The organism is Pilosibacter fragilis (assembly GCF_032490495.1).
GTDB lineage: Bacteria > Bacillota > Clostridia > Lachnospirales > Lachnospiraceae > Pilosibacter > Pilosibacter fragilis.
In genome coordinates this window covers 42,510-66,749 of the sequence record NZ_JAVYJB010000015.1, presented here as the reverse complement: position 1 = coordinate 66,749, position 24,240 = coordinate 42,510, and the positions used below count along the sequence as shown (strand labels likewise).

The window sequence follows — 24,240 nt, the reverse complement described above, 5'->3', positions numbered from 1 at the left end:
GGGGTGCTGTGATATAATAAAATATAAAACTACGCTCAGAACAAATGGTGCCGCTATGAACAAATATATTGGACAGCAATTTGCTGCTTTAAGATACGAAAAAAATATTTTGGTTGTTGAAGAAACTACATCTGCTGGTGGATGCGGCTCCTTCAACGCGGCTTCTTCATGTCCTGCGTCAGCCTGTCTTTATGACAGTGCGGCGTGGGGCTTTTTTATTGTCTGAAAAGAGGTGATCAAGCATGAGTTTGCCAAAGCGTGATGGCGTACATGACCGCTACTATCTGATCCACAAGCCGGACACTTCCCCGGAGGTGCTGGCGGAGGCGGATCTCTGCATTCAGGATGTGCTGAACGGAACCGCTCGTGAAAATCACTCCGCCTACCCGACCGTGGTGCGAAATCACAACGGGACACCCTTTCTTCCCAACCAGCTCCTGGAGCGGTATCTGTCCAAACTGCCTTTGAAGGGATTTCCCTATGAGGAAGCTGTTACATTCTGCGATGCCCTGCGGCGGTTGGTGGGCTGGCAGGAGATCTGCTATACATTGGAGAAATACATAGAAAAGCAGGTGCAGGAAAGGTATTTTGAGGCTGGAGAAAAAGAGGATGATTTTACGCCTTACCCGCCTTGTACTGTGTGGCCGGAGCTGCGGCCGGAGGATGTGGATGAAGGCCTGCTGCGCTTTGCCTGCTATGTGGCGATCTGCCATACGGTGTATGGGCAGAGTTTTGAATCCCTCACCACTGAACACATCCTTGGCCTGGTTTCCCAGATTCGTCCTGATATGGTAAAGGAACTGAAAACCAATGGCAGCGGCAAATTGCCGCCTAATATCCAAAAGCGGAAAACAAAGCACCTGACCGCCTCGGCTAACGACGCTTTCGCCACCATCCGCATTACCGCCAGAGACTGCGGCGAGGGGGCCTGTGAGGAGGCTCTCAGCTATCTGATTGAGATTTTGGAGCAGCCGGAGTTCCCCCGCAGCTACTCCATCGAGTTTCGCGGACCGGAGAAGATCCACCTGCCCATCCCCGGCCTGCCCAAGAAGGGTGTCCATCAGCTTTTTGCCTGTGCGGTGCGGTATCCCCGTCTCCATGTCCGGATGGAGAATTATGCTCGGCTGGCCATGCAGGAGGACGAGTGGTACAACAACCTCTCTGATGAGTCCTGCGCCATGCCTGGCACCTTTGCCGTGTTTGCCCTAGGACTGGACGGGCCGAAGTGGTGGCGGCTGGTGTGCGATTACCTGGATCGCTGTGATGACGAGCACTCCTCTTTGCAAGAAAAGTTTATTCACACCTTTTTTAAGAAGTACGGGTTCACTGCTCAGTCCCTGCCGGTGCTGGTCCACGGTGTCCAGTCCATGCAGAATCTGAAGCCCGCAAAGGAGTTCCGCACCCTGATCGCCAATGAGGAGAGCCTGGATGCGCTACTGGAGATCAAGGGGCATCTGGAATATTACCTGTCGGAAGAATCCGGCAGCAACAAAAGGGCGCTGGCCTACCTATGGCATGATGTTCTCTGGGCCATCTGGGGCACGACCTCCGAAAACGGAGGCAGCAAAGTCATCAAGACGGCGCCGAAGGAACTGAAAGAGAAATACCAGCAGGTATTTGCGTAAGGAGGCGTCCACTATGTGCGAGCACTGCCGAAACATTCAAACATGGAGAAAATTTGACGCCCCAAAGGACTATCTGGCCTGTATTGCTTACATTCAGCAGTTGGTGTCGGAGGGGGAATTTGAACTGATGCAAGAGGAATCCACCTGCCTACTGGAGAAGGTAAAGACAGAGGATGGCTGGGCGGATGAAATCATGGCCCACATGATCCGGTGCAAGCACTGCGGCCAGATCTTCACCTGTGTGGTCAACACCTGGCGAGGCAGCGGACACTTCAAAAAAGGCAAAGGATGACACGGAAAAGGCGGTGAAATGATGAATCAGGCAGAAAAAGCAGAGCTGCTGGAGCAGCTTGAGCAATGGAATAAGAAGGACGAGTATTCCCGGTGTATCCGGGCCATCGAAGCCATCCCGGAACAGGAGCGGGGCTATCTGCTGACCGTCAAGCTGAGTCGGGCTTACAGCAATCTGGCGGTGCTGGGAGATCATGGAGAGCATGGGACCGACGGTGAAGTGGGCGGGGATCTCATCCGACACGCCATTGAGCTGCTGGAGTCCGTCCGCGCCCAGGGTGAGAACGATCCCTACTGGAACGCCCGGATGGGCTATTCCTGCCTGATGGCATACCGTTCCGCCGCCTCCGCCTATGAATACGCCAAGCACTGGCTGGCCCTGGTCCCGGATGACCCAGCCGCCCAAAAACTGGTTCGGGACTGCGAGGAATATCTGGAGGAGGAAAAAGCTCTGGAGCTGGATTTAAAAGAGCGGGAGGAAATCATCCGAAAGGAAACTCCCGATGATGTAAAGGGGGGGATCTGTAAATGAACAGCGAACAGATCACAGCATTTTTACAAGAGCATTGGTACATTGCCTCGGTGCTCATCGGGGCCGTGATTTTGTTTGGAGCGATCCGCAACTGGAACTGGCTCTGCGACCCCACTGGTACGCGGGATGCCCATCGACACAGCAGAGGATACCGGCGTGTGGTTTTCTTTCTGCTGGGTGTCCTCTTGATTGTGGTGAGTATCTGGGGATTTGTGCTGAAATTGAAATAGGAGGAGAAAGACTATGATGACTGAGAAATATCCCACCTGGCTCATCGGCCATGTGAAAGAATGGGCGGAGAAGCGTTTGCCCACCGTGATACTTTGTTCCACCACCGGCAATGAACTGCTGGAGGTTTGGTATTACGGAGATCTGCTCACGGTGAAAGGAGAACCCCAATCCTATATCATAGATAGCGACGAGGCCCCCGGACTGGTGACAGCCCGTGACCCGGAGAGCGGCGAGGAGTTCGTCATCTTTGACGGTGGACGGCATGGCTACGACAATATGTTCTGCGATGAACATGATCCATCCGAGCTGGAGCACCGCCCCCTCAAGCGGTATGAGATCCCCGCCTCCAAGTTGGTGCTGGAGCTGGGGTACAGCATTGACTATGAGGACGAAAAAGAGAACTTTGAACCGGATGAGGCGGATACCGTGGAACTGATCAACGGTGAACGGATGCCGTGGGAGCAGGCCAAGCGGGACGGCATCGACTATATCGCCCTTTACTATGTGAACGAGAAAGGAAAACCAGTCCAGATCCTGGACGCAGAGCTGGCCTGAGTATACCGCAGCCAGATGACGGGATAAAGGAGGGCGACAGCGTGATCGGGACAGATGAAAACCGGGCGGTGCTCCATGTGGAGGTCATCTTCTGGAGCGGCAAACGAAAAATACCACCCAGCCTGGTCAGCGGAAAGTATTGTCCCCATTTTGTGGTCACAGGAACTACAGAATATTTGGGTGTATGCTTTCTGGACGGAACCGAGTGTACATTTGATACACCAGCTTTGGGAAATGCCCAACCCCTATATCCAGATACCATTGACTATGCCCCGCTGGAAAACAATGCGGAATTTTTGATCTATGAGGGAGCCAATGCCGTTGGCAAGGGCCGGGTGCTGGGCCGAACCGTTCCCTATAAAGTGAAACAACAACGAAAGTAGGTGCCTTATGTACCAAATTGCATATATTGGCCGCTGGGAGACCCTCCCGGAAACGGCTGCCGCCATTTGTGACTATGACACTTCCAAGCTGGAGGTACTGCTCCAGGGCGGTCTGGATTTAGATGACCCCATTCAGCTCAGCGAGTATATCAAACTCACACCACTGGAGATCGCGGTTTTTCGGAATGATGTGCCCATGATCCACTTCCTGCTGGAGCATGGAGCTGATCCCGGTCTGGCAGAGGAACAGCCCCTGCTGCTCACTGCCGCCCGCTGTTGTGGGCCGGAGGTGGTGGCGCTCTTTGCTGGACAGGCCGCAAAACTCAGCCCGAAGCAGAAAGAGCGGGCCTTTCAGGAAGTACGCTGGGGCAAGCGCCCGGAGAATATCCCGGTGCTGGAGCAGGCTGGGATCACAGTGGATAAGTTTGGCGGCGAGGCATTCCGGGCCGCTGTGTCCGAGGGCAATGCCAAACTTGCCCGACTGCTTCTGGAAAAAGGGGCAGACATCAATTACCACAAGCCGGACATGGTGTTCCCTTACGCCTCCACCCCTGTCACCGAGGCCGCCCGCTCCAACAATTTCTCCATGGTGCGCTGGCTGGTGGAACAGGGAGCCGACATCACCATTGCCGACAAATACGGCGACCGGCCTTACACCGTGGCGGTGCAGAACAAAAATCAGGAGCTGGCCGACTACTTAAAAGCCCTGGAACCGGAGGACTGGCACAACGAACAGGAAAAGGCCCGGCAGCTCATGCCATATAAACTGCCCGCCAAGTTGGTGGAATACTTGAAAACCGGCCCCCTGCGTTTGGAATTCCCGGAGCAGGAATGGGTGAAATGGGCGGAGCTGTACGCCTACATGGATGTGCAGGAGATGACCTGGAAACGGAAGAAGCTGCTCTCCCTCATGGCGGCCATGGACAATTACAGCGACTACCTGCTGCTGTGGAGCCCCAGGGACAAAAAGCTGTGGTATCTGGACATCGAGCATGAGGAATTCCACTCTCTGGCCAAATGGGATGACTTCATCGCAGATCCCGGCCGGTATCTGAACGGGATGATTGAGGGCGAGTTTGAGGAATAAGGAGAATGATCTATGTTTGAAGAATTTTATGAGATGTACGAGTCCGAGGAGCAGGAAGTGGTCGCTTTGATCAATCGCTGCATCGGGGGCGGATATAACAACAGGGGCAACTTTTGGGAAATGACCGTTGTGACGCTGGGCGTGGTATTTTGTGACACCGGCAAGGTCAGCACCAAAGAGGAGCGGCTGGAGTGGCCGGTCACCGATGAGGAGCGTCACAGCGAAAAGGGCTGGGAACGCTTTCAAAACGAGCAGATCTGCCGCCTGAAGATCCGCCGGATGAAAGAAGAATGGGCAAAGGATCTGGTGTCGTGGCCCTGGTGTATCTCCCAGGTGGTCAAGGCCCACGAGGACTGTCCGGAACTTCAAGCCGTTCTGGACGAGTACCACAAGCCGGTGGTGATCCAGGACCAGGTGCTGGGTGAACTGAAGCTGGACAAGGACTATGATACCTTCGAGGGAGAAATCCAGTGGTGCGGAAAGGATGTGCTCCTTTCTCTGGAGGTCAATGCTGAAAGCAAGCCCTCCTGGACCCGTGCCCGCAGTGCCGCCAAGAAGATGTTGGCTGATTGCGAAAACTGGGACAAAGCCATGCGGGAGCTTGCAGCAAAGGACCTGACCGAGTTGGCCAACAACTGGCTTTCTCAGGATGAGGAAAATCCCCGCAATCCGGAAACAGACCCTATCACAGAGGAAGAACTTGCCCGACGAATCAGCATGACGAGCCTGTCCGTCACCTCTGGCGGCAGCTTCACCGCCTGGTTTGACTGCGATGAGATGTTCACCGACCATGCGGTGACTGTCTACGGCTCCTTGAAAAAGGGCCTCAAAACTGCCAATATTGAGGGATTGAGGGGTAAGGAGACGCCTATGAAACTGCATGAGTACTGGCTTGGGCTGCATCCCCTTGATTGGGAATTTTGCTTTATGCCAGTGCAAACCTATAAAAACTTCATCACAGAGCAGTATCATAAAAACCCCGCTTTTTACAATATATCAGCGGGTTCTATTGAGAAGGTATTGGCACACATTGACGCCATTTTATCTGCGGCCATGGAGGATTGGAATAAGACCACGAACCATGCTGCCCTGCGTTGCCCCCCAATGATTTTTCCTCTCCCAAGGGGACAGGAGAGCAATGTAGCGGATTTTGCTGTCATTCTCAAAATGGATAATGACGGAGACACCGTAGTCTATTCGCCAATTCCATTACCCCATTTGGAAAACCAATAAGGAGGTGCAGAGATGAAACTGAACTGTAAACGCATTGATTTTACATATACCCCCGGCGAGGAGATCTTCGCCTTTCCCGATGAATCGGGACTACCCTTTATCTTCGATGTAGAGGAAGAACTGACCGGCGATCCTGCTGCCATGGATGCGGTGGGAAAAATGCTGGATGAGGCGGAAAAACTGGCAGAAAAGGCCAAAGCCGCCATCAAAGCGGCGCTGGCGGACGAGGACAGCCGCTACCATAGCGTTGTGACCTTTTTCATGGAGTTCCACCGAGACGAGGTAGGCCCGGATATTGCGGCGGAACTCTTTCCGGGAACCGACCCGGCCAAGCTGTCCTTTACTGAGATGGTGGACTTTTTGCGGCTCAAGCGGTTTGGCAGCCTGGTGGATAGCGAGATGAACCAGCAAGTTTTCATTCTGGATCTGTCCTTTAACTCGGAGATTACCGACGAACTGATGGTGATTTACTTTGATTTGAACAAGGAAATTTTCTGTATTACTTATGAGAGCTGAGGAAAGAGAGTTACCTATGGAAAAAGCGACTGCTGTTAATACCTGCTTAGGTGTTTTGAAGGGACGGGACTGCATCTATCTGGATCAGGTGAAACAGGATGGTCTGAACAACCTGACCTTTACGGGGGACATCAATGGCCATCTGATCTCTCAGCACAGGGACGAAAAAGACTGGTTTCCCTACACACTCACCTTCCGGCGGGTGCTGACCTATTTTGCCTGTGAATTGGACACCTATGAAAATCTGGCTGAAACGGGGCATCTGGATGGCAGTTCTTTTGATTTAATCGAGGATAGCACCTGGCTGAAGTCTTTGCCGGTGCGGGAGGACTTTAATAAAGACATCTATCGGCACTACCGGCTGTTTACATACGATGATGTTTACAACATCATTGCGGTTTCCTATGAGTTTGTGGCAGAGTTGTAAATGTCTGAAATCTGGTAATGGAGGTAACCACCATGATCAAAGAACGCATCCCCATCTCCGGTGATCTCAAAAGCAAGGTCAAGCAGCTGATGGAGTACGCCGGATGGCAGGAAGGGCGAAAAGTGGACATTTCCATTGCGGAGAAGTATTACGCCGATCATGGTGTCCCTATGATGAAGACTACCCAGCGGTTTTACCGCAAGTATTTCGGCCTGTGCTGTGAGTGGTATCTGGAGCAGAAAAAACTGAACTGGGCGGCTGACTTCCAATTCGCTCTGTTTCCTTACCTGGTCAACGGGATCAAAAACCATTTGGAAGAAGCCTATTTTCGGGATATGTCCGGCTGTGAACTGGCAGAGATCGAACAGGCTGCCGGTGAAAAATGCCAGCCTATCGGTCATATTGGCTACTACTACCCGGCGGAGGTCTGGATCTCCGAGTACGGGAAATTGTATGCGAAATATGAGTACCAGGATGAGATTGAGTGCTTTCCGGATGTGTTTGCCCTGATCGAACGGGAACTGCGGCAGTGCAAATTTGATTCCGCTGCCATGAAAACGGTTGAGGCACTGGACGGAAAACTATGAAACAGGACTTTACGATTTGGCGCAATCAAATATTGCAGAATCCTCGGGACATTTCACCGCTGAAATTCGGAATATCGCAGGATGAGGTCATAGAAATCTTCGGGAATCCCGATGCTGTTTCCACCATGAGAAGCAACGGGAAACCTTTGATCCTCAAATATTGTGACATTGAACTGCATTTCGATAGAAAGACCCCTCATGGGCTCTACTTAGTTTACAGCGACGATGAGATCGAGTTGAGCATGACTGCCGAGCACGAAGAAAGGAGCAATCCCTATGAAAGCATTTGACCCCAATTACAAACTGCTGGACGAGATGTATCAGGACAATTACTATCCTGCTTTTTTGGTAGACAAGGTAAAGGACGAGCTTCAGAAGGTCATCGACCTGCTGGAGAACGGCGAAACCGATACCGAAGTGGTGCAGGAAACGCTGGATGAGGCGGTCTGCGGCATCAATGATCTCCAGGAGGAGTTTGACGAGCACGACAGCGAGATCGAAACGGTGGCACGGGAATGTATCGCGGCAACCGTGGCCTACATTCTGGAGTGGTTTGGCATTCCCATTGATATGGAGGAGGCCATCCGAGAAAGGGACTGGTGAAAACAATGTCCATTGAAAATATGTTTGGCGACCTGGATAAGATCGACATTCTGGCAGAAACCAAAACGGGAGAAGTGGTAATGGTTTTGGTCTGCAATGGCTTTATTGACGGCTCCCCGGAAACGCAGAAGGCCCTGCTCGACAAGATGGAGGGCTATCTGAACCACACCCAGAGTGAGGAGTTTCAAAAGGAATATGGTGGCTGGCCCGTAATCTTGCGTGTGACCCTTGGCCGGGAGCCGGATGAGCACATCCTGGCCCTGCTCAGCAAGTGCCCTGCTTGGGCGGCGGACTATGGCGTAAAGCTGGAATTTGAAATTGGAGGAAAACAGGTTCGCATCGTAGAGAGCTGACCTATGCTCAAACCAAATCAACAGGAGGAAACTGATATGCCTACAACTGAATGGCTGAACAAATACGAAGCAATCAAGGATAAATTGACCTGTAAAGATGACTTGGAGGCCCATTTCACAGAGAAAGTGATTGGGAACATGGCGGTGGATGTGCTGGACATCGGCACCGTCCATTTCCCCACCGGGCAGATTTTCGCCTGTGATCCGCTGGTGGAACTGGAGGACACTCTGCCGTTCCTTCAAACGATCCCCGCCGGAACTTATCCCGTAAAAATCTGCGTGGTGCCCAGCGAACAATACGGCGACCGCTATGCCTGCGTCAAGGTGGAGGTTTCTCAGGAAAAGCCTGTCCGCTATGAGCTGGGAATGGTGGGCAACGAGGATCTGGACGAGGAACTGGGAGAGGACGAGTATTTTGGCTTTGGCGTAGACGCCGGGATGGGCTGTGTCGCGGACATCCAGACCCAGGCGGCCTTCAAGGCATACTGGGCCAAGCGTTTAGAAGAAGACCCGGACATCGACCCCTACAACGACCTGTTCTGCGATCTTATGGAAGAAAACGCCAAAGCCTACCCCAAATATCAGGGGGACTGCGGCGACTGGCTCAACTGGACAGTGCCGGGCACGGACTGCAACCTGCCCATCTTTGCCTCCGGCTGGGGGGATGGTTACTATCCTGTCTACTTCGGGTATGACGCCAAGGGCAAAATCTGCGCCGTGTATGTGCGGTTCATTGACATTGAAGCCAGTTATCGAGAGCAGGATTAAAAATGTGACAGAACAAAGGAGAACACTATGAAAGACCTTTGCCAATACGGAAACCGGCCGAAGGACGAATGGGAAATCTTGCCCTGGATACCTGACCCGCGTCCGCCCTTCAAAATCTGGGTGAAGCCGGAGCAGATTGCGCCATTCTTTCTCATTCCCCACCACCCCTATGCGCTCTCCCTTCTGCTGAAAATCAACAATGGATTCCGGACGGAAGTATTCCGTCGGCTGGGACTGATTGGCAACAGCGAGGACTGGGAGCGGCTTGCCCGGGGCGTGATCCAGGAGTTCGAGGAAAATAACAGCGGCGTGGATCTGTTTCACTTCGACTCCGACGAAGATGTGTTCTGCGTATACTCCCAATACATCGATGACCTGATGCTGTTGTCCAAAATGATCCGAGCGGCCTGTGACAATGAAAAAACGATGCGGACTTATCTGGGCAAAGGAGAGGTGGAACATGAGAAATAAGGAGCAGGAGTTCGTATGGCAAAAAGTAATAGAAGCCTGCATGGAGAATGTGAAACACCACTTCGATGACATCCAGCAGGCCATTGAGTTTGGCTGCTACATCCAGCCGGACAACTACTTTGTGTCCTACATCTTTGCCACCGATGCGCAATTAGAGACGGCGCGGCGGAGCGGACTGACGGAACAGATCAATTCCTATCACAGAGGGCAGCTGATAAAGCATCATTACCCCATTGAGGGAATCAAGGACTGCACCTTTGCCTCCCAGGAGGAATGTGACCGGGAATTTGGCGGGAATTGGTATTATTATTTCAAATGATACGATGAGGGAATCGAGATGATCGAGTACATCAAACTTTTTTGGGAGGGCGCACCGGAGGGAGAACCATTGGTGATCCTCTATGAAGTGGATACCGGAAATGAGCGGCTGGCCCTCCGCTCCATTGACATCTTTAGGGACGGCCGCACCCGCAACATACCCGACCTTTACGATGGAGCTATTGAAATCACGCCCGTCCCCACTGTGGAGGAACTGAACGCCCATGTCTGGGGCGAGGAATTCCACGCCTGCGTCATAGAGAAAGCGGAATTTGAGGCCATCTGGGAAAGCCACACCTATGATGGAGCGTTAAAGTAGCCAGGAGGAGACACTATGAACAAACCTATAAAAGCCAAAAATCTGCCGTTGTTCTCCATCATTGACCTGAACCAGCTGCGCCGGGAAAACCATCTGGAGGGCACAGAAGTGACAGACTTTTTCACGGCAAGGGATGGAAAAGTCTATCTTCTCATGGAACAGCCGTCCGAAACACAGGGTAAGGACTGGCTCAGCACTCCTTCCACCTATACCGCAGTGGAAATCCAGCTGGATTGGGCGGAACAGCGGGTGCTGGAAACGACGCTGTTTCCTCTTGGCCTCTTGAAGTTCCAGTTTCATTATTTGCGGCCCGCAGGTGATCACTTCCTCCTGCTGGGGGCAAGATGCGCCTATCGGGAAAACGGCCCCGACCAGAACGCCTGGATCGTCAGCCGGGACGGAGCTGTGCTGTCCCGTTTCTGCCTGGGGGATGGCATTCAAGACTGTGTGGTAAAAAAAGATGGCACCATCATTACCAGCTACTTTGACGAAGGTGTATTTGGTAATTACGGTTGGGATGAACCTCTGGGTGCTTGCGGCCTGATTGCATGGACATCGGAGGGAACTCCTCTCTGGAAGAATGAGAACTATTCCATCTATGACTGCTACGCCATCAGCCTGGACGAAGAAGAAAACCTGTGGTTTTATTATTACGATGAATTCCGGCTGGTGCGGACGAACTTCAAAGAGGACTTTGTATTTGAACTGCCAATCGAAGGAAGCGGAGCTTTTTCTGTTGCCCCGTCCGGCAATACCTTCCTGTTTCAAGGCGGATACCAGCAACGGGATAAATTCTACTTCCTTACCGCTCATGGTGATCACCTTGGGAAAAAACAGGAGGCTATTCCCACCTGTGACGGAAACAAGGTCGCTGTGGAGCAGTGCAGCCTGCTTCGCAGCCGGATGTTGTTCCTTGGAAAAGATGGTGTGCTCTATGGAGGTATTTGGGGGAGCGATGGCCAATGAAACAGTCTGATATTTATACCGAGGCTCTGACCTGTCTGCGCTCCATCCTTCTGGCAGACCATCCAGAGTTCCAAAACTGGATCGACTGGTTGGAGCGGGACATTCAGGACTGGAACCAGCGGCGGGAGGTTGCCCACCATCTTCGGGCATACGGAGGTATGGGCTCGTTCAACGACCTGCCCAGTATGCGTGGAAATCACGACTATATTTTCGACTTTCTCAAGTCCGTGTGCTATGCCTTCGGCCATCTTTATGGCAAACGGGAAGGCATTTCTCCGGAGGCATTGATGGAGGAGTGCCTGCACGATGTAGAGCAGGCAGCCTATCACCCCCATAAGGCACTGAACCAAGCCATTGCCCAGCACTTGATGCAGGGCGATTTACAGGAAAACCTGGATAGGCTGTAGGAGGACTTGTTATGAACAAAAGACTATTCCGCACCCAATTCAATCAAATGGAAAACATCGAGAAGCAGGTGCTGATGGAGAGCCTGGCTGCTCGTTATGATATGACCTTTCTCGGTCTACATACCTTTGACCGCTGGGGCCAGAACTGCACCACCGGCATCTTCAAGAAAGATGGTCGGGAGTTCGTCTTTGTCCCCGGCGATACCGTCACCCTGGGCTGGGAGCAGTTTGCCGAGGGACTGAATCAGGAGAGCCGGGAGGAATTGGAGTATCTGTTCCGGGAATGGGAAATAGAACCGCAGAACCCGGAGGAGATGATTCGGGAAAGCATGGCTCCTGTCCGGCAAGTGGCCATTGGCCCCATGCTGGTGGGCCGGGAGCTGGAGGAACTCTGCTGGGAGCCAGTCAAGATGGACGATCCCAGGCTGACCGCCCACCCTGACTGGCTGAAGGAGTTCCGTGATTTTGCCTGGAGTGACAGCAGCAGTCTTACCTTGCATCAGTCGGCCCGCATTGAGCGGACGGAAAAGGACTTTCAGATCTGTATCTATAACCGCACAGACTACGATGCGCTTCTTGCCATGCTGGAAAACAGGGGCTTCTCCCTGCCCACGGCGGACGAGTGGGCCTACCTGTGTGGCGGCGGGTGTCGGACCCTGTTTCCATGGGGAGATGGGTTAGACTACTCCATGCGTCTGCACTGGTTTGAGGACATGGATGAGGATGAGAACCGGCCCTATGACATGGAGGAACCCAACTTCTTCGGCCTGTCCATCGCCTACGATCCCTATATGCGGGAAGTGGTGCAGGCTGATAGGCTTACCACCTGCGGCGGCGATGGCGGATGTAATATCTGCGGTGGGCTGGGCCCATTTCTCGGTTTCCTGCCCTGTTCGCCCCACTGTAAGCCGGAAGTGCAGGAGGACAATGAACTAAACGGAGATTATGACTTTTATCGGCCTATCATTCGGCTGGAGAACTATGATTGACAATAGAAGCTTGATACAAAATAAAGAAAGAGAGGTGCCGACATGGGAGCATGGGGCATAAAAGCATTAGAGCGTGACGAAGGGCTGGATGTACTGGACATCCTTAAAAATGAATATGTACCGGAGCATCCGGTAATGGATCTGGGCGAGATGATCGAACTGATGAAAGAGGAGGTCATGCTGGGATCTGACTTCTCACAAATCGACTTCCTCTTTGACAATACTGCGATGGCTCTGGCGGAGCTGTATTTCCAATGGAAGGATAACGGCAAGCTGGACTACGATCATGAAGAAGCTATATGGGATAAAGTTACCGGTTTCACAGCATCCAAAGAAGCCCTTGCCTTCCTGCTGTGTCAGCTCACCGACATCAAAAACGAAGTGCCGGACGAGGACGGCATCCGTGAGATTGTGGATCTTTGGAAGAACGAGGACAGCGGTGAGATCGCTCCTGCATGGTTGGAACACTTGAATCAGCTCATTGAGCGACTGGCTTCAGAACAGGAGGCACGACAAATGTATATCAAAAAATACTGGGGCAACTTTATTGGCGGTTCCGATGACAGTCTGAACCTTGTGGCATTTTTAGAGGATCAGAAAAAGGAGGAGATCCCCCTCAGCGAGATTTTCGCCAAGATCGGTCTGGACAAGCAGAACTGGGACTTCCGCCAGACTGTGGAGTATCTGGAGTTCACCCACTCCAATGGCGTGGAGATGGACTTCCACTTCGCCATTGATGTGGTCACCGACCTGGCCGCCATCCTGCTGGAGTGCAGCGTCAGCGGCAGTGTGAACCTCCACGATCTGGACGAGTGCAACACCCCCGCCCGCCGTATCCGCATCACCGCCACGTTGGAGGAACACGAGGCCATGGACAAGGTCCTGGCGGACTTTGTCCAAGATCCTCTGTCCTATGACATCAGTGAGATGATGGGCGAGGATGAGATCACGGATATGGCTTATCAGGTGGAGATGCTGCGGAAAGAGCTGTACGAAGCCTCCGGCCGTAATCGGAACTACCATGTAAAGGCGGAAGATGTGAAACATCTGCTTCCCGACTGGGAGGGCGCCGATGGCTGTATCGCCACCAACCGCATCACAGTAGAGGGTCGCAAGGTGGGCTACTGCTACCGGGAGAAACCGGACGGCGGCTGGGACAGCGGCTGGCGCTTCACTGCTGGTGATGAGAGCGAGGCGTACATGGACGATCCCAACAATGCCGGGATCTACAAGCTGAACACGATCTGCAACGACGATCCCGACATCATCCCTCTGCTGAACACCCCCGCTCCCTGCGCCTTTGAGCGGGATGAAAATGGCGTGTTCCAGCAGATCAAAGACTGGAAACCAGATGAGGACGAGGAGGACCCGGATATGGATATTTTGAAGCAGTGCCAGAAGTGGCATGAGGAGGACAAACACCAGAAAATCGTTGACGCACTGGAGACAATCTCTGCCGAGGAGCGTACCCCGGAAATGGATATGGAGCTGGCCCGCGCCTACAACAATCTGGCGGACTCCAGCGAGCCGGAGGGAAGGAAGCTACTTCACCAGGCACTGGAACTGATGCAGTCCCATGAGGAGGAACTGGGAGATACTTATTCCTGGAATTTCCGTATGGGCTATTCATATTTCTATCTGGATCAGGAGGGCCGCGCTCTGCGGTATTTTGAAAAAGCTCTGGAACTGCATCCCGGTGATGATCCAAAACTCAACACCCAACAAGACATTGAGGATTTGATCGACTGGTGCAAGAAAGGCATTTCTCTGCCGCAGTTCTGGGAGTGCTTCCGGGAGCGGACAGAGAACTGGTGGGAAACCTTTGCCGAGATGGAAGCAGAGCTGCGCCAGATGATGGACGAGGACAAAGATCACACCCGCGGTGCGGAGATCGTGGCCCAAATGGAGGAAACCCTGAATTTGGTTTTTGACGAGATTTCCTTCGAGATTGGCTTCAACGGCGAAAAGCATGAGCTGATCCTCACCCCGGAGGGGGATAAGGTCAAACTGTTTGAGCTGGTCTACTTCCAGAAGCACGCCCCCAAGGAGGTGCTGGAGCACTGGAATATCCTTGTGGGCCGTCAGCCTCTCCAGAACATCGGCCTGCGTACTGAGGATGTCTGGGACATCTCCGGGGAGGATGTGCAGATCTGGCTGGAGGAGCAGGGTGAAAACAGCTTCGCCATCTCCGCCTACTGCGAAAAGCTGCTGCCTATGCTCCGGGAGGAAGAAGGCCGGGCCTGGTGGATGCTCACTACCTTCACCGACCAAGTGCTGGGCGAGATCTCCCACATGAGATACATAGACAGCTTTGATGTGCTGGAGGAACCCAAGGCAGAGCCGTCCTTCCTCCTGTCCCAGCTGCCCGACAAACTGCGGGAGCAGGGCCTGGAGCTCTCCACCGACCCGGAAGCCTATCTGGAGAGCTACCTTGGTTACAAAATGGAACCCAAACAGGACCCGGACGCCGATTGGCGGCTGGATGTAATGGCCGGTTCCACCTGCTGTGTGCCGCTCATCAACGGCTATCTGAATGCCGACAATGATTTTATGGACGATCTCCATGCCGACGGCGCGGTGGCGGGCTTCTTCTGCTATCCCCTGGATACCCTGCGGGAGGAGGAAGGCAGTCAGAAAATTTTCGACTTCCGGGACAAACTGGAGGAAGTGCTCACCGGCGGGGATGGTTCGGAAGTGCTCACTCTCACCGGCGGGGCTACCGGCCTCTACTGTGGCTATGTGGACTTCATCGCCTGGGACATCCAAGAGGCGCTGAACATGGCGAAAGAGTTCTTTGAAGGCACGGACATCCCATGGGCCATCTTCCACACCTTCCGCCGTGAAGCCGGTTCTGTATCCCTAAAGCAACAAAATGATGGGACAGAAACTGAGAATCAGGATGACGAGTTGGACGAAACGCTGACGGGCATGGACTATATTCCTTACACCCAACAGAACGCCGAAGCATTCTTCGCTCAGCTGGAGCAGTGGAACGACGAAGACGAGTACACCCGCTGTATCCAGGCACTGAATGCCATCCCGGAGAACTGGAGGAACTACCGCACCGCCTACGCCCTGGCCCGTGCACTGGAGAACTACGCCATCATCGGGGACCATGACGAAGGTACTTTGAAATCCAAGGGAGACAAAGCCCTTCTGAGGGCCATTGAGGTGCTGGAGTCCGTCCGGGAGGAAGGCCAGGACAAGGCGGAGTGGAATATGCGGATGGCCTATGGCTATCAGTATCTCTACGGCCAGGAGGAAAAGGCCATTCCCTACGCTCAGCGGTGGGCGGAGCTGGACCCGGAGGATGAAAATGCCCCGGCAGTAATTCGGGAGTGTAAGGCGGAGATTCGGAAACGCCAGCGCAGCCGGAAGAAGAAGGCCAAATTCGTGCCCGGTGATACTCCATTTGAGGGCTTCGACCTCACCAACTTCTGGGATGATAATTGGTATGCACTGAAAGAATATGTCAGTGATCCGCCTTCCGATGAGCTGATTGCCAGCGTGGAGGAGGAACTGGGCTACAATCTGCCCGCTGCCTACATCTGGCTGATGAAGCAGCACAACGGCGGTATTCCGGTGAACACCTGCTATCCCTGCGATGAGCCTACCTGTTGGTCAGATGATCATGTGGCCATCACCGGCATTTTCGGCATCGGACGAGAAAAGAGCTGCTCCCTCTGTGGAGAGCTGGGCAGCCAGTTTATGATCGATGAGTGGGAGTATCCTGCCATCGGCGTGGCCATCTGCGACTGTCCAAGCGCCGGACACGATATGATTTTCCTGGACTACCGGGCTTGCGGTCCCCAGGGAGAGCCTGCGGTAGTCCATGTGGATCAGGAAAATGACTATAAAATTACCCATCTGGCAGATAGCTTTGAGGAATTTATCCGCGGACTGGAGCATGAATCCCTCTATGATCCGGATGAAGATGTAGAGGGTCTTGAGGATGATGCCGACGAGGAGGAAACCGACCATAAGGGTTCCTTTGCCGGATCTGTGCTCCTCTCCAAAGCAGAGTGGGACAAGGAGCAGTTGATTCGAGATCTGCGGGAAGAATGGGGCATCGTGGACGATGAGCCGGCTGAGGGCGACGAAGATGATGAGAACAGCGATGACGCTGTGGTAATGCGGGTCGGCGGCATGATGCTGATCGTGACACTCTTCCACGGTCACATCCCGGACAATGAAGCGGAGATCAACGCCGAAAACAACTATATGTGGCCAGAGGCCGTAGAGGTGGCCAAAGCGCACAAGGCCCATATCATGGTGGCTGTATTGGGCGAGGAGGAAAAACTGCTGGAACGGGGCAAGCTGTTCACCAAGGCGATGGCAGTGTGCTGCAAGCAGAAATACGCCACCGGTGTCTACACCAGCGGCGTGGTATTTGAGCCTCGTTTCTATGAGGGCCTTGCCGATATGCTCAAAGAGGACGAACTGCCCATCTTCAACTGGGTTTGATTCGGCCTGTACCGGAGCGAGGGGGGCCTAAACGGCTACACCTACGGCATGGATGTGTTTGGCAAGGAGGAAATGGAGGTGTTGAACACCGACGCTGAGCCGGAGGAACTGCGGGACTTTTTGGCCAGCCTTGCCTCCTATGTGCTGGCGTGTGATGTGACACTGCAAGACGGCGAGACCATCGGTTTTTCTGCGGACGATAAGCACACCATCACCCGCAGCCCCGGCGTCTCCCTGCCGGAGGAACAGATGACCCTGAAGATCGGTTACGAGCCTATAAAGGGAGATCCGGAGGATGACAGCTGCGACCACTCAGACAATGATGACACGCAGGATGAGGAAGAATTCAGTAATCCCGAAGTCTACACCGAGGAGGAGATGGAAGCCGTCGAGGGGCACATTGAGCAGTATTTCGGCAAGTTCGAGAATGTGTTCCATGAGCTGGTTTCTCCCGACATCCATGTGGACATCTGCGTGGTGCCGCCCTCTGAGGAGTGGGACTACTGCACCCTGGTCACCATGGGCATGGGCGCTCACCGGATGAATGTGCCGGAGGAACTGGCGGAATATAGGCTGGAGCGGGCGGAGCTGGCCATTGCCCTGCCTGCGGACTGGAAGCTGGATCAGGAGTCCATGAAAGACGAAAAGTGGTACTGGCCCATCCGCCTGCTGAAATCCTTGGCCCGCCTTCCCATTGCCAGCGATACCTGGCTGGGCTTTGGACATACCATGGATAACAAGGAGAACTTTGCGGAAAATACGAAGCTGTGTGCCGCCATTCTCACCGGCCCCCAAAGTACAGAGGAGGGCGGCGAGGTCTGCACCCTGCCGGGCGGCGAGGAGGTCAACTTCTATCAGGTCATTCCGCTTTATGAAGACGAGTTGGACTATAAACTGGAACATGATGTAGACGCCCTGCTGAACAAGATGAGGGGGATCAGTTTTGTCGTAAACCCCACTCGCCAGAATGCTATCACCCGTGGCACCCTTTCCAATGATAATTTTGACGGTGAGATGGACGACGCTTCCTATCACCTTGAGAGCATTGAGGAAAAGGAACTGCCTATTGATCCTATCAATGCCTACAACCACATGGCCATCTACCTGCGCTGGTGCATGGAGCACGAACTGATGGGCGAGGACTTCCTGAAAGAACACGGCGAAGTGGTCAAACAGGTCAAAGCTGATCCTGCCAGTGTGGATCTGCGGGAGTTTATCCGGGATGAGCTGGACGGCTGTCTGTTCTCTGTGCTATTCAATCAGCAAGGCCGTGCCTTTGCAGGCTATTACTACGGAGAGGGCGACAGCCCCTACTATCCTGCCGATGTTGACGACAACGCCCTCCACTTCTTCGGCCCGGAGCGGTATCACTCTGATGAGTTCCAGGATGAAGCCTACCTGTTCATCCCCTTTGACGAGGACTACTATCAGGCTATGGCAGAGGTGATCGAAGAACGCTTTGAAAACTGGCAGGGACAGGACTTCGACGAGGACACGCTGGAGCCTTCCGAGGTTGCTCAGGCCATCATGGAGTATCTGGACTGCGAGTGTACCTATTTCCCATCCATGGCAGATGATGACCCCATCATGTCGGCATACAGCTACGCCCAGCGGCTGGGGGTACGGGAGGGCTTTGTTCCCGTGCTCATCAAGGCGGATGATGAAACGCTGTTGGAGTGTCTGGTGATGAACGCCGATCCGGAGCATGATGCGGACTTCTACGAATTTGACCTCAAAACAGTAGAGGAGTATCGAAAGAAGATGCTCTCCGCTCCCATCAAGGACGGAAAGGCGGTTCTGGAGGAATTGACCGGCCAGCGCAAGGAAGAAGCCGAGGACGATGACATGGACTGGGAGGCGGAAGTCCTGGGCGAGATGGAGGGCGGCTATGACAATGACCGATTCTCCTGCTATTGGGATTCGGATAGCCACATGACCTATCCGCTCATTCTGGCCAAAATTCCGGTCAAGAACCCCTGGGAGATCTTCGCCTATCTGCCCTTTGGAAATTGGAATGAGTGCCCCGACACGCCGGACCTGATGGCAGTGGCGAAATACTGGTTCGAGCAGCATGGTGCCATCCCTGCCGCCATGAGCCACGATGAATTGGAGTTTGAACTTCCGACTCCGATCTCCAAGGAAAGAGCTATGGAAGTGGCTGTGGAGCAATATGGCTTCTGCCCAGATCTGAATCAGAATGAGGATGGAAGCATTGGCTCCTTGGCAGATGTCCTGTGGCAGTCCACTGTCTGGTATTTCTGGTGGGATTGATGGGAGGTGCGACCAATGACAGAATATCAGAAAACCTATATCGAACTAAAAAAACAGTTTGTTGCGACCAATGAAGGTCCGGACAGTGTCCGCGCTCTATATACCTTCAAGGAAGAACTTGAGCAGAGTGAGGATCAGCAGGCCAAGGAAGTGCTGGTGGATGTATATGACCTGCTGGACTTTAAGAAGGACGCCTACGAACTGCTCTGCCAAATCGGAAATCGTTCCGATAAAAAGACCCTCAAGCGGCTGGGCACGCTGAAGGACTATGCGGAAAACTGGGGCAATCATTATGCTCTCCCCAAGCCCAAAACGCCGGAGGAAAAGCAGAAAGAAAAGGAACGGCAGGCCCAGCTGGGCCTGCCCGCCTTCCGGTATCACCCAAACCCTCTGGAAACTGGGGCTTTTGAGGAATCCGCAGACGGCGTTGTCTGCGACTGCTGCGGCAAGACGACCCATATTTTCTATACAGGCCCCTTTTACGCTGTGGAGGATATTGAGTATCTGTGCCCGGAGTGTATCTCCAGTGGCGAAGCAGCCCGGAAATATGACGGCTGCTTCCAGGACGATTGCTCTCTGGATAATAGTGTAGACGATCCGAAGAAGCTGGACGAGCTCATCCACCGAACTCCCGGCTACTCCGGTTGGCAGCAGGAATACTGGCGCGCCCACTGTGGCGACTACTGCGCCTACCTGGGCCATGTGGGTGCCAGAGAACTGCGGGCCCTGGGTGTGCTGGAGGAGGTACTGGACGATCCGATGTGGGACGATGAGCAAAAAGAAATGATCCGGGAATCTGTCAATGGCGGGCATCTGCAATGCTATCTGTTCCAGTGCCTCCACTGCGGAAAACACCTGGTCTGGATGGATTTTGATTGAAAAGGAGACATTACTATGGGACTTGACATCTACGCCGGGACGCTGACCCGGTACTATTCTCACAACTGGAAAACTGTTGTGCAGCAGTGGGCGGAGGAAAACGGATACTCTTTCAACCGCATCACCCCGGACGGGGAACCTGCTGATAACGAGGAAGAAATGTCCCCGGCTGAGGTCCAGGCGGCGGTGGAGAACTGGCGGGATCAGATCTTGAGCGCCATTTCTCAGCCGGGCCAGCCCCCCTACGCTCCCTGGCTTGAAGATAATGAGAAACCTTATTACACCGACAAGCCGGATTGGGATGCCTTCGGCGCTATGCTGCTGGTGGCCGCCTGTCGTACATACGAGGAACCGGTGCCTTCCACCGTGGAGAAGGACTGGATCTTCGGGGAGCATCCTCTGGTCGCCCGCCTTGCATCAGATGAGGAGCGGGTGTGGTCCTTGTTTCGTGGGGCTACCTGGTGGCTCCCTCTTTCTGACAGCTTTCTGTTCCAAGGGTCCTTGCCTACCGATGACACCGCCGCTATCGCCACCTTGGGCGGACTGCGGAAGGAGCTGGAAAAGCTGAACCAGCTGGCATGGCAGGCCGATGAGGACACCATCCTTGGCTGGGCAGACACGGAGGGATACCCGGTAGATGGAACCGTAGACTCAGATGGACAGTACAGCAAGGCAGACATCCCGGAACACACCCAGTATGACACCCAATCCCTGGCCAAGTTCGCCTTCTCCATGTTCTGGCGGGCCATGCGGTTTGCCGAGGAACAGCAGGTGCCTATCCTGCTTGATTATTAAGGAGGAAACCAAATGAGCAATAAAGCTTTCCAGCAAAATCTGGACGACAAAAAAGGCCCCCAGCCCGGAGGCCCCTATCTCATTCAGATGCTGTTCAAAGAACCGGTAGAAATGCCGGATAAAGAAAAAATGACTGCCATAATGGAGAAGCACATCGGATCAACAGAGTGCTTCTGTTATGATAAGAAAATGGCCGGCTTTGCCGCACAGGAGCATATTGCAGAGTTCAAGGACGGAAAATGCCCGGTGCAGCTGATGGTGATGAAATGCGACAAGTTCAAGGGCAAAGGCTTCGATGCCTTTTTGATGAGCCAGATGTGGGACTGCCAGGAGGACCGGGAGCGGATCTTCCGGGAGTGCAAATATCAGGTGGTAGCTACCGATATGCTGACGGCGGCGCTTCCGGCACTGGAGCGTGCCAATCTGGATGCCGACTTTCTGGATGCCCTGGCGGAGCTGTACCCCACCTGTGAGGCGTTCTATTTCCAGAACTGCGGCAAGCTGTTTCTGGCGGAGGATGTGCGCTCCCATCAGATCGAGGGGTCGGATCGGTTCATCCGCTTTGGCGTCAATGTCCGTTTCTTCAACATTGAGGGCACCGAAGATATGCTCATCGACACGGTGGGCATGAGCACCCTGTTTTTGCCGGATCTCCAGTACCACTTCCGCGGTATGGACCCCAACTGGGTGGTAAACCACGCCTACAATGCGGCGTCCTATATTCTGGAGCATGATAACCCCATTCAGGATGGGGAAACCATAGACGGCGTGGCGGATGGCCAGATGTGCCGAGAGATTCAGTGGAAGTGTCAGTATGAGGACGCTCTGATCCAGCCGCCCAGAGGGGTGCTGGACATCAACATGGGAAACTATGCTTCGGGAGGACGCTGAATGAATGGCGTTGTGCTCCTGGTGGGCGGACTGCTGCTTGTGGCGGTAATCAAGCTGATCGTAGACCGGAATTGGATGGGCCTGCTTCTCTGTGTGGTTGCCCTGTTCCTGGTCTTTGGGGCCGGACACCATACAAAATAGACCATTTTAAGAATCGAGGAGGTGAAGTATGCAGAATTCAACAAATATGCGGATACTGGAATTACTCCGGTTTCTCTATGACCGGACCGATGAAAACCATCCCGCCACAGTATCTGACATCATTGCCCATCTGAATGGAAAAGGAATTCAGGCAGTGCGGCAGACTGTTTACGCGGATACCAATGCGCTGATCGATGCAGGGATTGATATTGTGGTGGTCAAGAGCACCCAAAACCAATATTTTATGGGAAGTCGCCTGTTTGAGTATCCAGAACTGAAAATGCTGACAGATGCAGTAGCATCCTCGAAGATCATTTCTGCCAAGAAGTCTGAGGAGCTGGTGCAGAAATTATGCCGTCTGACCAGTCTACATCAGGCAAAGCAGCTTCAAAAATTTGCTGCTTTATCCAGCCGTGTCAAACCGCATAATGAAAAGGTTTACTACATCATTGACAATATCCAAACAGCGATTGGAAACCATCAGCAAATTCGGTTCCAATACTATGAATATACTCAGGAAAAAAAGAAAATCTTGAAGCATGATGGATATTATTATGTCGTAAATCCTTATGCGCTTGAATGGAAAAATGACCACTATTATCTGATTGGATTTTCTCTGAAGCATCAGAAAATTGCTCACTTCCGTGTAGATCGGCTAACAAGCGTAGAAACCCTTGAAACTTGCTTTATGCCAGTAGAGGGATTTGATGTAGCCTCCTATACAAACAAAATGGTTGATATGTTTACATCAGAGTCATCGAAGGAAGTAACCCTGCTATGTGAAAACGAACTGATGCGTGTAATCATAGACCATTACGGAGAAGATGTCCCTGTTGAGAGATATAATGACGCGCACTTCACAGCAAAAATTGAAGTGAACCCCAGTGGAACTTTTTATGGCTGGATATTCAAATTCAAGGGGAAAATAAAGATTCTATCCCCAAAAGAGTGCATTACAGAAATGCAGCAAATCGCTCAGGAATTTATATAGCGCAAAAGAGGTGTTATTGATTTTTAACACCTCTTTTCAAATGAAATTTTTATCCTTGAAGTGAACAGATGTTCGATATACAATATAAGCAAGATGTTCGCAGTTCGTCGAACAAATGAGAGGTGAATGCTGTGGGCAATATAACTTTTGGATCATTTATAGCCGAGAAACGCAAGGCGCACAAATTCAATTTACGCGATACAGCCAAGCATTTGAATATTGCTTACGGCTATCTGTGTGATATTGAACAAAGCCGCCGTCCTGCACCCAATGGAGATTTTGTGGAACGCATCTCCGCCTTTCTGAATTTGGATAAATCAGAACATGAGTTGCTTTTGGATCTGGCTGCAAAATCACGCAATACAGTATCTGCTGATTTGCCAGACTATATCATGGAAAAAGATATTGTTCGGGCAGCCTTGCGTGTGGCAAAAGAAGTAGACGCTACCGATGAAGAATGGCAGACATTTATGAAAATGCTAAAGGAGCGTAAACGATAGGGGGGAGAGCTTTGTCAATTCCACAAATCCGTACAGAAGCAATCGAGGCGGTAGGGCGAAAAATCCTGATGGAATATGATCCCTCTCTGCTATCCGGGCAACCATGTTCTGTGCCAATCGAAACCATTATCGAGACAAAGTTTGATCTAATCCTGGAGTTTCATACACTAAGAAAAAACCCCAAGATATTAGGGGAAACAATTTTCGATGACGGTGCCGTTGTTTTATATGACCAGATACAGAGACAGTATCGAATGATTGCAGTAAGAGCCGGTACAATCTTAATTGATGAACGGCTTTGTGATCCATCAAAATTAGGGCGGCTCCGTTTTACCTGTGCCCATGAGCTGGCTCATTGGGTACTACATAAGAAGTTATACTCCGGTACTGGAGATGTTGCTGCTTATAACGGAAATGTTTCTTCCGACGAAAGTCATGGCATAATTGAGCGTCAGGCGGATACCCTGGCCTCTGCTCTGCTGATGCCTTTACCGCAGATCAAAAAATGTTTTTACCGGCTTAGAATAGGCCGGACAGATGAACAGCTCATTGCTGAAATGGCAAATATTTTTGAGGTTTCCAAGCAAGCAATGCAGATTCGTCTAAAATCCAGAAACCTGATATAACCAAATGGGGGAATAGAGGGA

Annotated in this window: 30 protein-coding genes and 1 pseudogene; all 31 read left to right on the top strand. The window is 52.7% G+C overall.

Annotated features, from left to right (window positions below; genetic code table 11):
- Positions 1 to 55: 55 nt before the first annotated feature.
- The 31 genes and pseudogenes from ABCW45_RS13365 (at position 56) to ABCW45_RS13220 (ending at position 24,219) form a co-directional block, all read left to right on the top strand.
- Positions 56 to 226 carry a hypothetical protein gene (locus ABCW45_RS13365; protein WP_166434156.1) on the top strand — a complete coding sequence of 57 codons (171 nt, stop codon included), beginning with the start codon at positions 56 to 58 and terminating at the stop codon, positions 224 to 226.
- Between the two features lie 16 nt (positions 227 to 242).
- Complete coding sequence (locus ABCW45_RS13360) at positions 243 to 1,625, top strand: DUF6138 family protein (protein ID WP_117451347.1); 1,383 nt, start codon at positions 243 to 245, stop codon at positions 1,623 to 1,625.
- 13 nt (positions 1,626 to 1,638) lie between these two features.
- Positions 1,639 to 1,917: a hypothetical protein gene (locus ABCW45_RS13355; protein WP_117451345.1), complete on the top strand. Its 279-nt coding sequence runs from the start codon at positions 1,639 to 1,641 to the stop codon at positions 1,915 to 1,917.
- 18 nt (positions 1,918 to 1,935) lie between these two features.
- On the top strand, positions 1,936 to 2,448 hold the full coding sequence (locus tag ABCW45_RS13350; protein ID WP_243017755.1) for a hypothetical protein: 513 nt from the start codon (positions 1,936 to 1,938) through the stop codon (positions 2,446 to 2,448).
- Positions 2,445 to 2,678, top strand: a complete 234-nt coding sequence (locus ABCW45_RS13345) for an immunity 17 family protein (RefSeq protein WP_006773021.1) — start codon at positions 2,445 to 2,447, stop codon at positions 2,676 to 2,678. The genes ABCW45_RS13350 and ABCW45_RS13345 overlap by 4 nt, the downstream gene beginning before the upstream one ends.
- A 13-nt stretch (positions 2,679 to 2,691) precedes the next feature.
- A complete protein-coding gene (locus tag ABCW45_RS13340; RefSeq protein WP_006773020.1) occupies positions 2,692 to 3,234 on the top strand; it encodes a hypothetical protein in 543 nt (180 codons plus the stop codon).
- Between the two features lie 41 nt (positions 3,235 to 3,275).
- Positions 3,276 to 3,617 (top strand): hypothetical protein, encoded by a 342-nt coding sequence (locus ABCW45_RS13335; RefSeq protein ID WP_006773019.1) that lies wholly within the window; start codon positions 3,276 to 3,278, stop codon positions 3,615 to 3,617.
- A gap of 7 nt (positions 3,618 to 3,624) precedes the next feature.
- Complete coding sequence (locus tag ABCW45_RS13330) at positions 3,625 to 4,704, top strand: ankyrin repeat domain-containing protein (RefSeq protein WP_117484449.1); 1,080 nt, start codon at positions 3,625 to 3,627, stop codon at positions 4,702 to 4,704.
- Between the two features lie 12 nt (positions 4,705 to 4,716).
- Positions 4,717 to 5,553: pseudogene (locus tag ABCW45_RS13325) on the top strand (DUF2262 domain-containing protein); the annotation flags it as partial.
- 396 nt (positions 5,554 to 5,949) lie between these two features.
- Positions 5,950 to 6,453, top strand: coding sequence for a DUF2004 domain-containing protein (locus tag ABCW45_RS13320; protein ID WP_118471731.1), 504 nt, complete (start codon positions 5,950 to 5,952; stop codon positions 6,451 to 6,453).
- A gap of 16 nt (positions 6,454 to 6,469) precedes the next feature.
- Complete coding sequence (locus ABCW45_RS13315; RefSeq protein WP_243017756.1) at positions 6,470 to 6,880, top strand: hypothetical protein; 411 nt, start codon at positions 6,470 to 6,472, stop codon at positions 6,878 to 6,880.
- Positions 6,881 to 6,912: 32 nt separating this feature from the next.
- Positions 6,913 to 7,467, top strand: coding sequence for an SUKH-3 domain-containing protein (locus tag ABCW45_RS13310; RefSeq protein ID WP_117451334.1), 555 nt, complete (start codon positions 6,913 to 6,915; stop codon positions 7,465 to 7,467).
- Positions 7,464 to 7,757 carry a hypothetical protein gene (locus ABCW45_RS13305; RefSeq protein WP_117484454.1) on the top strand — a complete coding sequence of 98 codons (294 nt, stop codon included), beginning with the start codon at positions 7,464 to 7,466 and terminating at the stop codon, positions 7,755 to 7,757. Before ABCW45_RS13310 ends, ABCW45_RS13305 begins: the two co-directional genes overlap by 4 nt.
- Complete coding sequence (locus ABCW45_RS13300) at positions 7,744 to 8,070, top strand: DUF5713 family protein (RefSeq protein WP_117484455.1); 327 nt, start codon at positions 7,744 to 7,746, stop codon at positions 8,068 to 8,070. The genes ABCW45_RS13305 and ABCW45_RS13300 overlap by 14 nt, the downstream gene beginning before the upstream one ends.
- Positions 8,067 to 8,423 (top strand): hypothetical protein, encoded by a 357-nt coding sequence (locus tag ABCW45_RS13295; RefSeq protein WP_147353122.1) that lies wholly within the window; start codon positions 8,067 to 8,069, stop codon positions 8,421 to 8,423. Before ABCW45_RS13300 ends, ABCW45_RS13295 begins: the two co-directional genes overlap by 4 nt.
- 36 nt (positions 8,424 to 8,459) lie before the next feature.
- Entirely contained in the window at positions 8,460 to 9,191 is a 732-nt protein-coding gene (locus tag ABCW45_RS13290; RefSeq protein WP_117484456.1) for a DUF4241 domain-containing protein, read from the top strand.
- A gap of 27 nt (positions 9,192 to 9,218) precedes the next feature.
- Positions 9,219 to 9,662: an Imm51 family immunity protein gene (locus tag ABCW45_RS13285; protein ID WP_117484457.1), complete on the top strand. Its 444-nt coding sequence runs from the start codon at positions 9,219 to 9,221 to the stop codon at positions 9,660 to 9,662.
- Positions 9,652 to 9,981, top strand: a complete 330-nt coding sequence (locus ABCW45_RS13280) for a hypothetical protein (protein ID WP_117484458.1) — start codon at positions 9,652 to 9,654, stop codon at positions 9,979 to 9,981. Before ABCW45_RS13285 ends, ABCW45_RS13280 begins: the two co-directional genes overlap by 11 nt.
- 18 nt (positions 9,982 to 9,999) lie before the next feature.
- Positions 10,000 to 10,299: a DUF6881 domain-containing protein gene (locus ABCW45_RS13275; RefSeq protein ID WP_117484459.1), complete on the top strand. Its 300-nt coding sequence runs from the start codon at positions 10,000 to 10,002 to the stop codon at positions 10,297 to 10,299.
- A 15-nt stretch (positions 10,300 to 10,314) separates the two neighbouring features.
- Entirely contained in the window at positions 10,315 to 11,265 is a 951-nt protein-coding gene (locus tag ABCW45_RS13270) for a hypothetical protein (RefSeq protein WP_020225635.1), read from the top strand.
- Complete coding sequence (locus ABCW45_RS13265) at positions 11,262 to 11,672, top strand: DUF6966 domain-containing protein (protein WP_002588992.1); 411 nt, start codon at positions 11,262 to 11,264, stop codon at positions 11,670 to 11,672. The genes ABCW45_RS13270 and ABCW45_RS13265 overlap by 4 nt, the downstream gene beginning before the upstream one ends.
- Before the next feature lie 11 nt (positions 11,673 to 11,683).
- Positions 11,684 to 12,661, top strand: coding sequence for a hypothetical protein (locus ABCW45_RS13260; RefSeq protein WP_343221008.1), 978 nt, complete (start codon positions 11,684 to 11,686; stop codon positions 12,659 to 12,661).
- A gap of 42 nt (positions 12,662 to 12,703) precedes the next feature.
- Positions 12,704 to 17,125, top strand: a complete 4,422-nt coding sequence (locus tag ABCW45_RS13255; protein ID WP_425518608.1) for an immunity protein Imm33 domain-containing protein — start codon at positions 12,704 to 12,706, stop codon at positions 17,123 to 17,125.
- Positions 17,126 to 17,197: 72 nt separating this feature from the next.
- Positions 17,198 to 19,396, top strand: a complete 2,199-nt coding sequence (locus tag ABCW45_RS17950; protein WP_425518607.1) for a suppressor of fused domain protein — start codon at positions 17,198 to 17,200, stop codon at positions 19,394 to 19,396.
- Between the two features lie 15 nt (positions 19,397 to 19,411).
- Positions 19,412 to 20,275, top strand: a complete 864-nt coding sequence (locus tag ABCW45_RS13250) for a CbrC family protein (RefSeq protein WP_343221007.1) — start codon at positions 19,412 to 19,414, stop codon at positions 20,273 to 20,275.
- Between the two features lie 15 nt (positions 20,276 to 20,290).
- On the top strand, positions 20,291 to 21,070 hold the full coding sequence (locus ABCW45_RS13245) for a hypothetical protein (protein ID WP_002576912.1): 780 nt from the start codon (positions 20,291 to 20,293) through the stop codon (positions 21,068 to 21,070).
- 12 nt (positions 21,071 to 21,082) lie between these two features.
- The gene (locus tag ABCW45_RS13240; RefSeq protein ID WP_343221006.1) at positions 21,083 to 21,961 is read left to right on the top strand and encodes a DUF4261 domain-containing protein; all 879 of its coding nucleotides are present in this window, start codon (positions 21,083 to 21,085) and stop codon (positions 21,959 to 21,961) included.
- Complete coding sequence (locus tag ABCW45_RS13235) at positions 21,962 to 22,102, top strand: hypothetical protein (protein ID WP_343221005.1); 141 nt, start codon at positions 21,962 to 21,964, stop codon at positions 22,100 to 22,102. It abuts the gene before it with no gap.
- Between the two features lie 28 nt (positions 22,103 to 22,130).
- Positions 22,131 to 23,093, top strand: coding sequence for a helix-turn-helix transcriptional regulator (locus ABCW45_RS13230; RefSeq protein ID WP_343221004.1), 963 nt, complete (start codon positions 22,131 to 22,133; stop codon positions 23,091 to 23,093).
- Between the two features lie 131 nt (positions 23,094 to 23,224).
- Complete coding sequence (locus ABCW45_RS13225) at positions 23,225 to 23,593, top strand: helix-turn-helix domain-containing protein (protein WP_002569119.1); 369 nt, start codon at positions 23,225 to 23,227, stop codon at positions 23,591 to 23,593.
- Between the two features lie 68 nt (positions 23,594 to 23,661).
- Positions 23,662 to 24,219, top strand: coding sequence for an ImmA/IrrE family metallo-endopeptidase (locus ABCW45_RS13220; protein WP_425518609.1), 558 nt, complete (start codon positions 23,662 to 23,664; stop codon positions 24,217 to 24,219).
- The last annotated feature ends 21 nt before the right edge of the window (positions 24,220 to 24,240 follow it).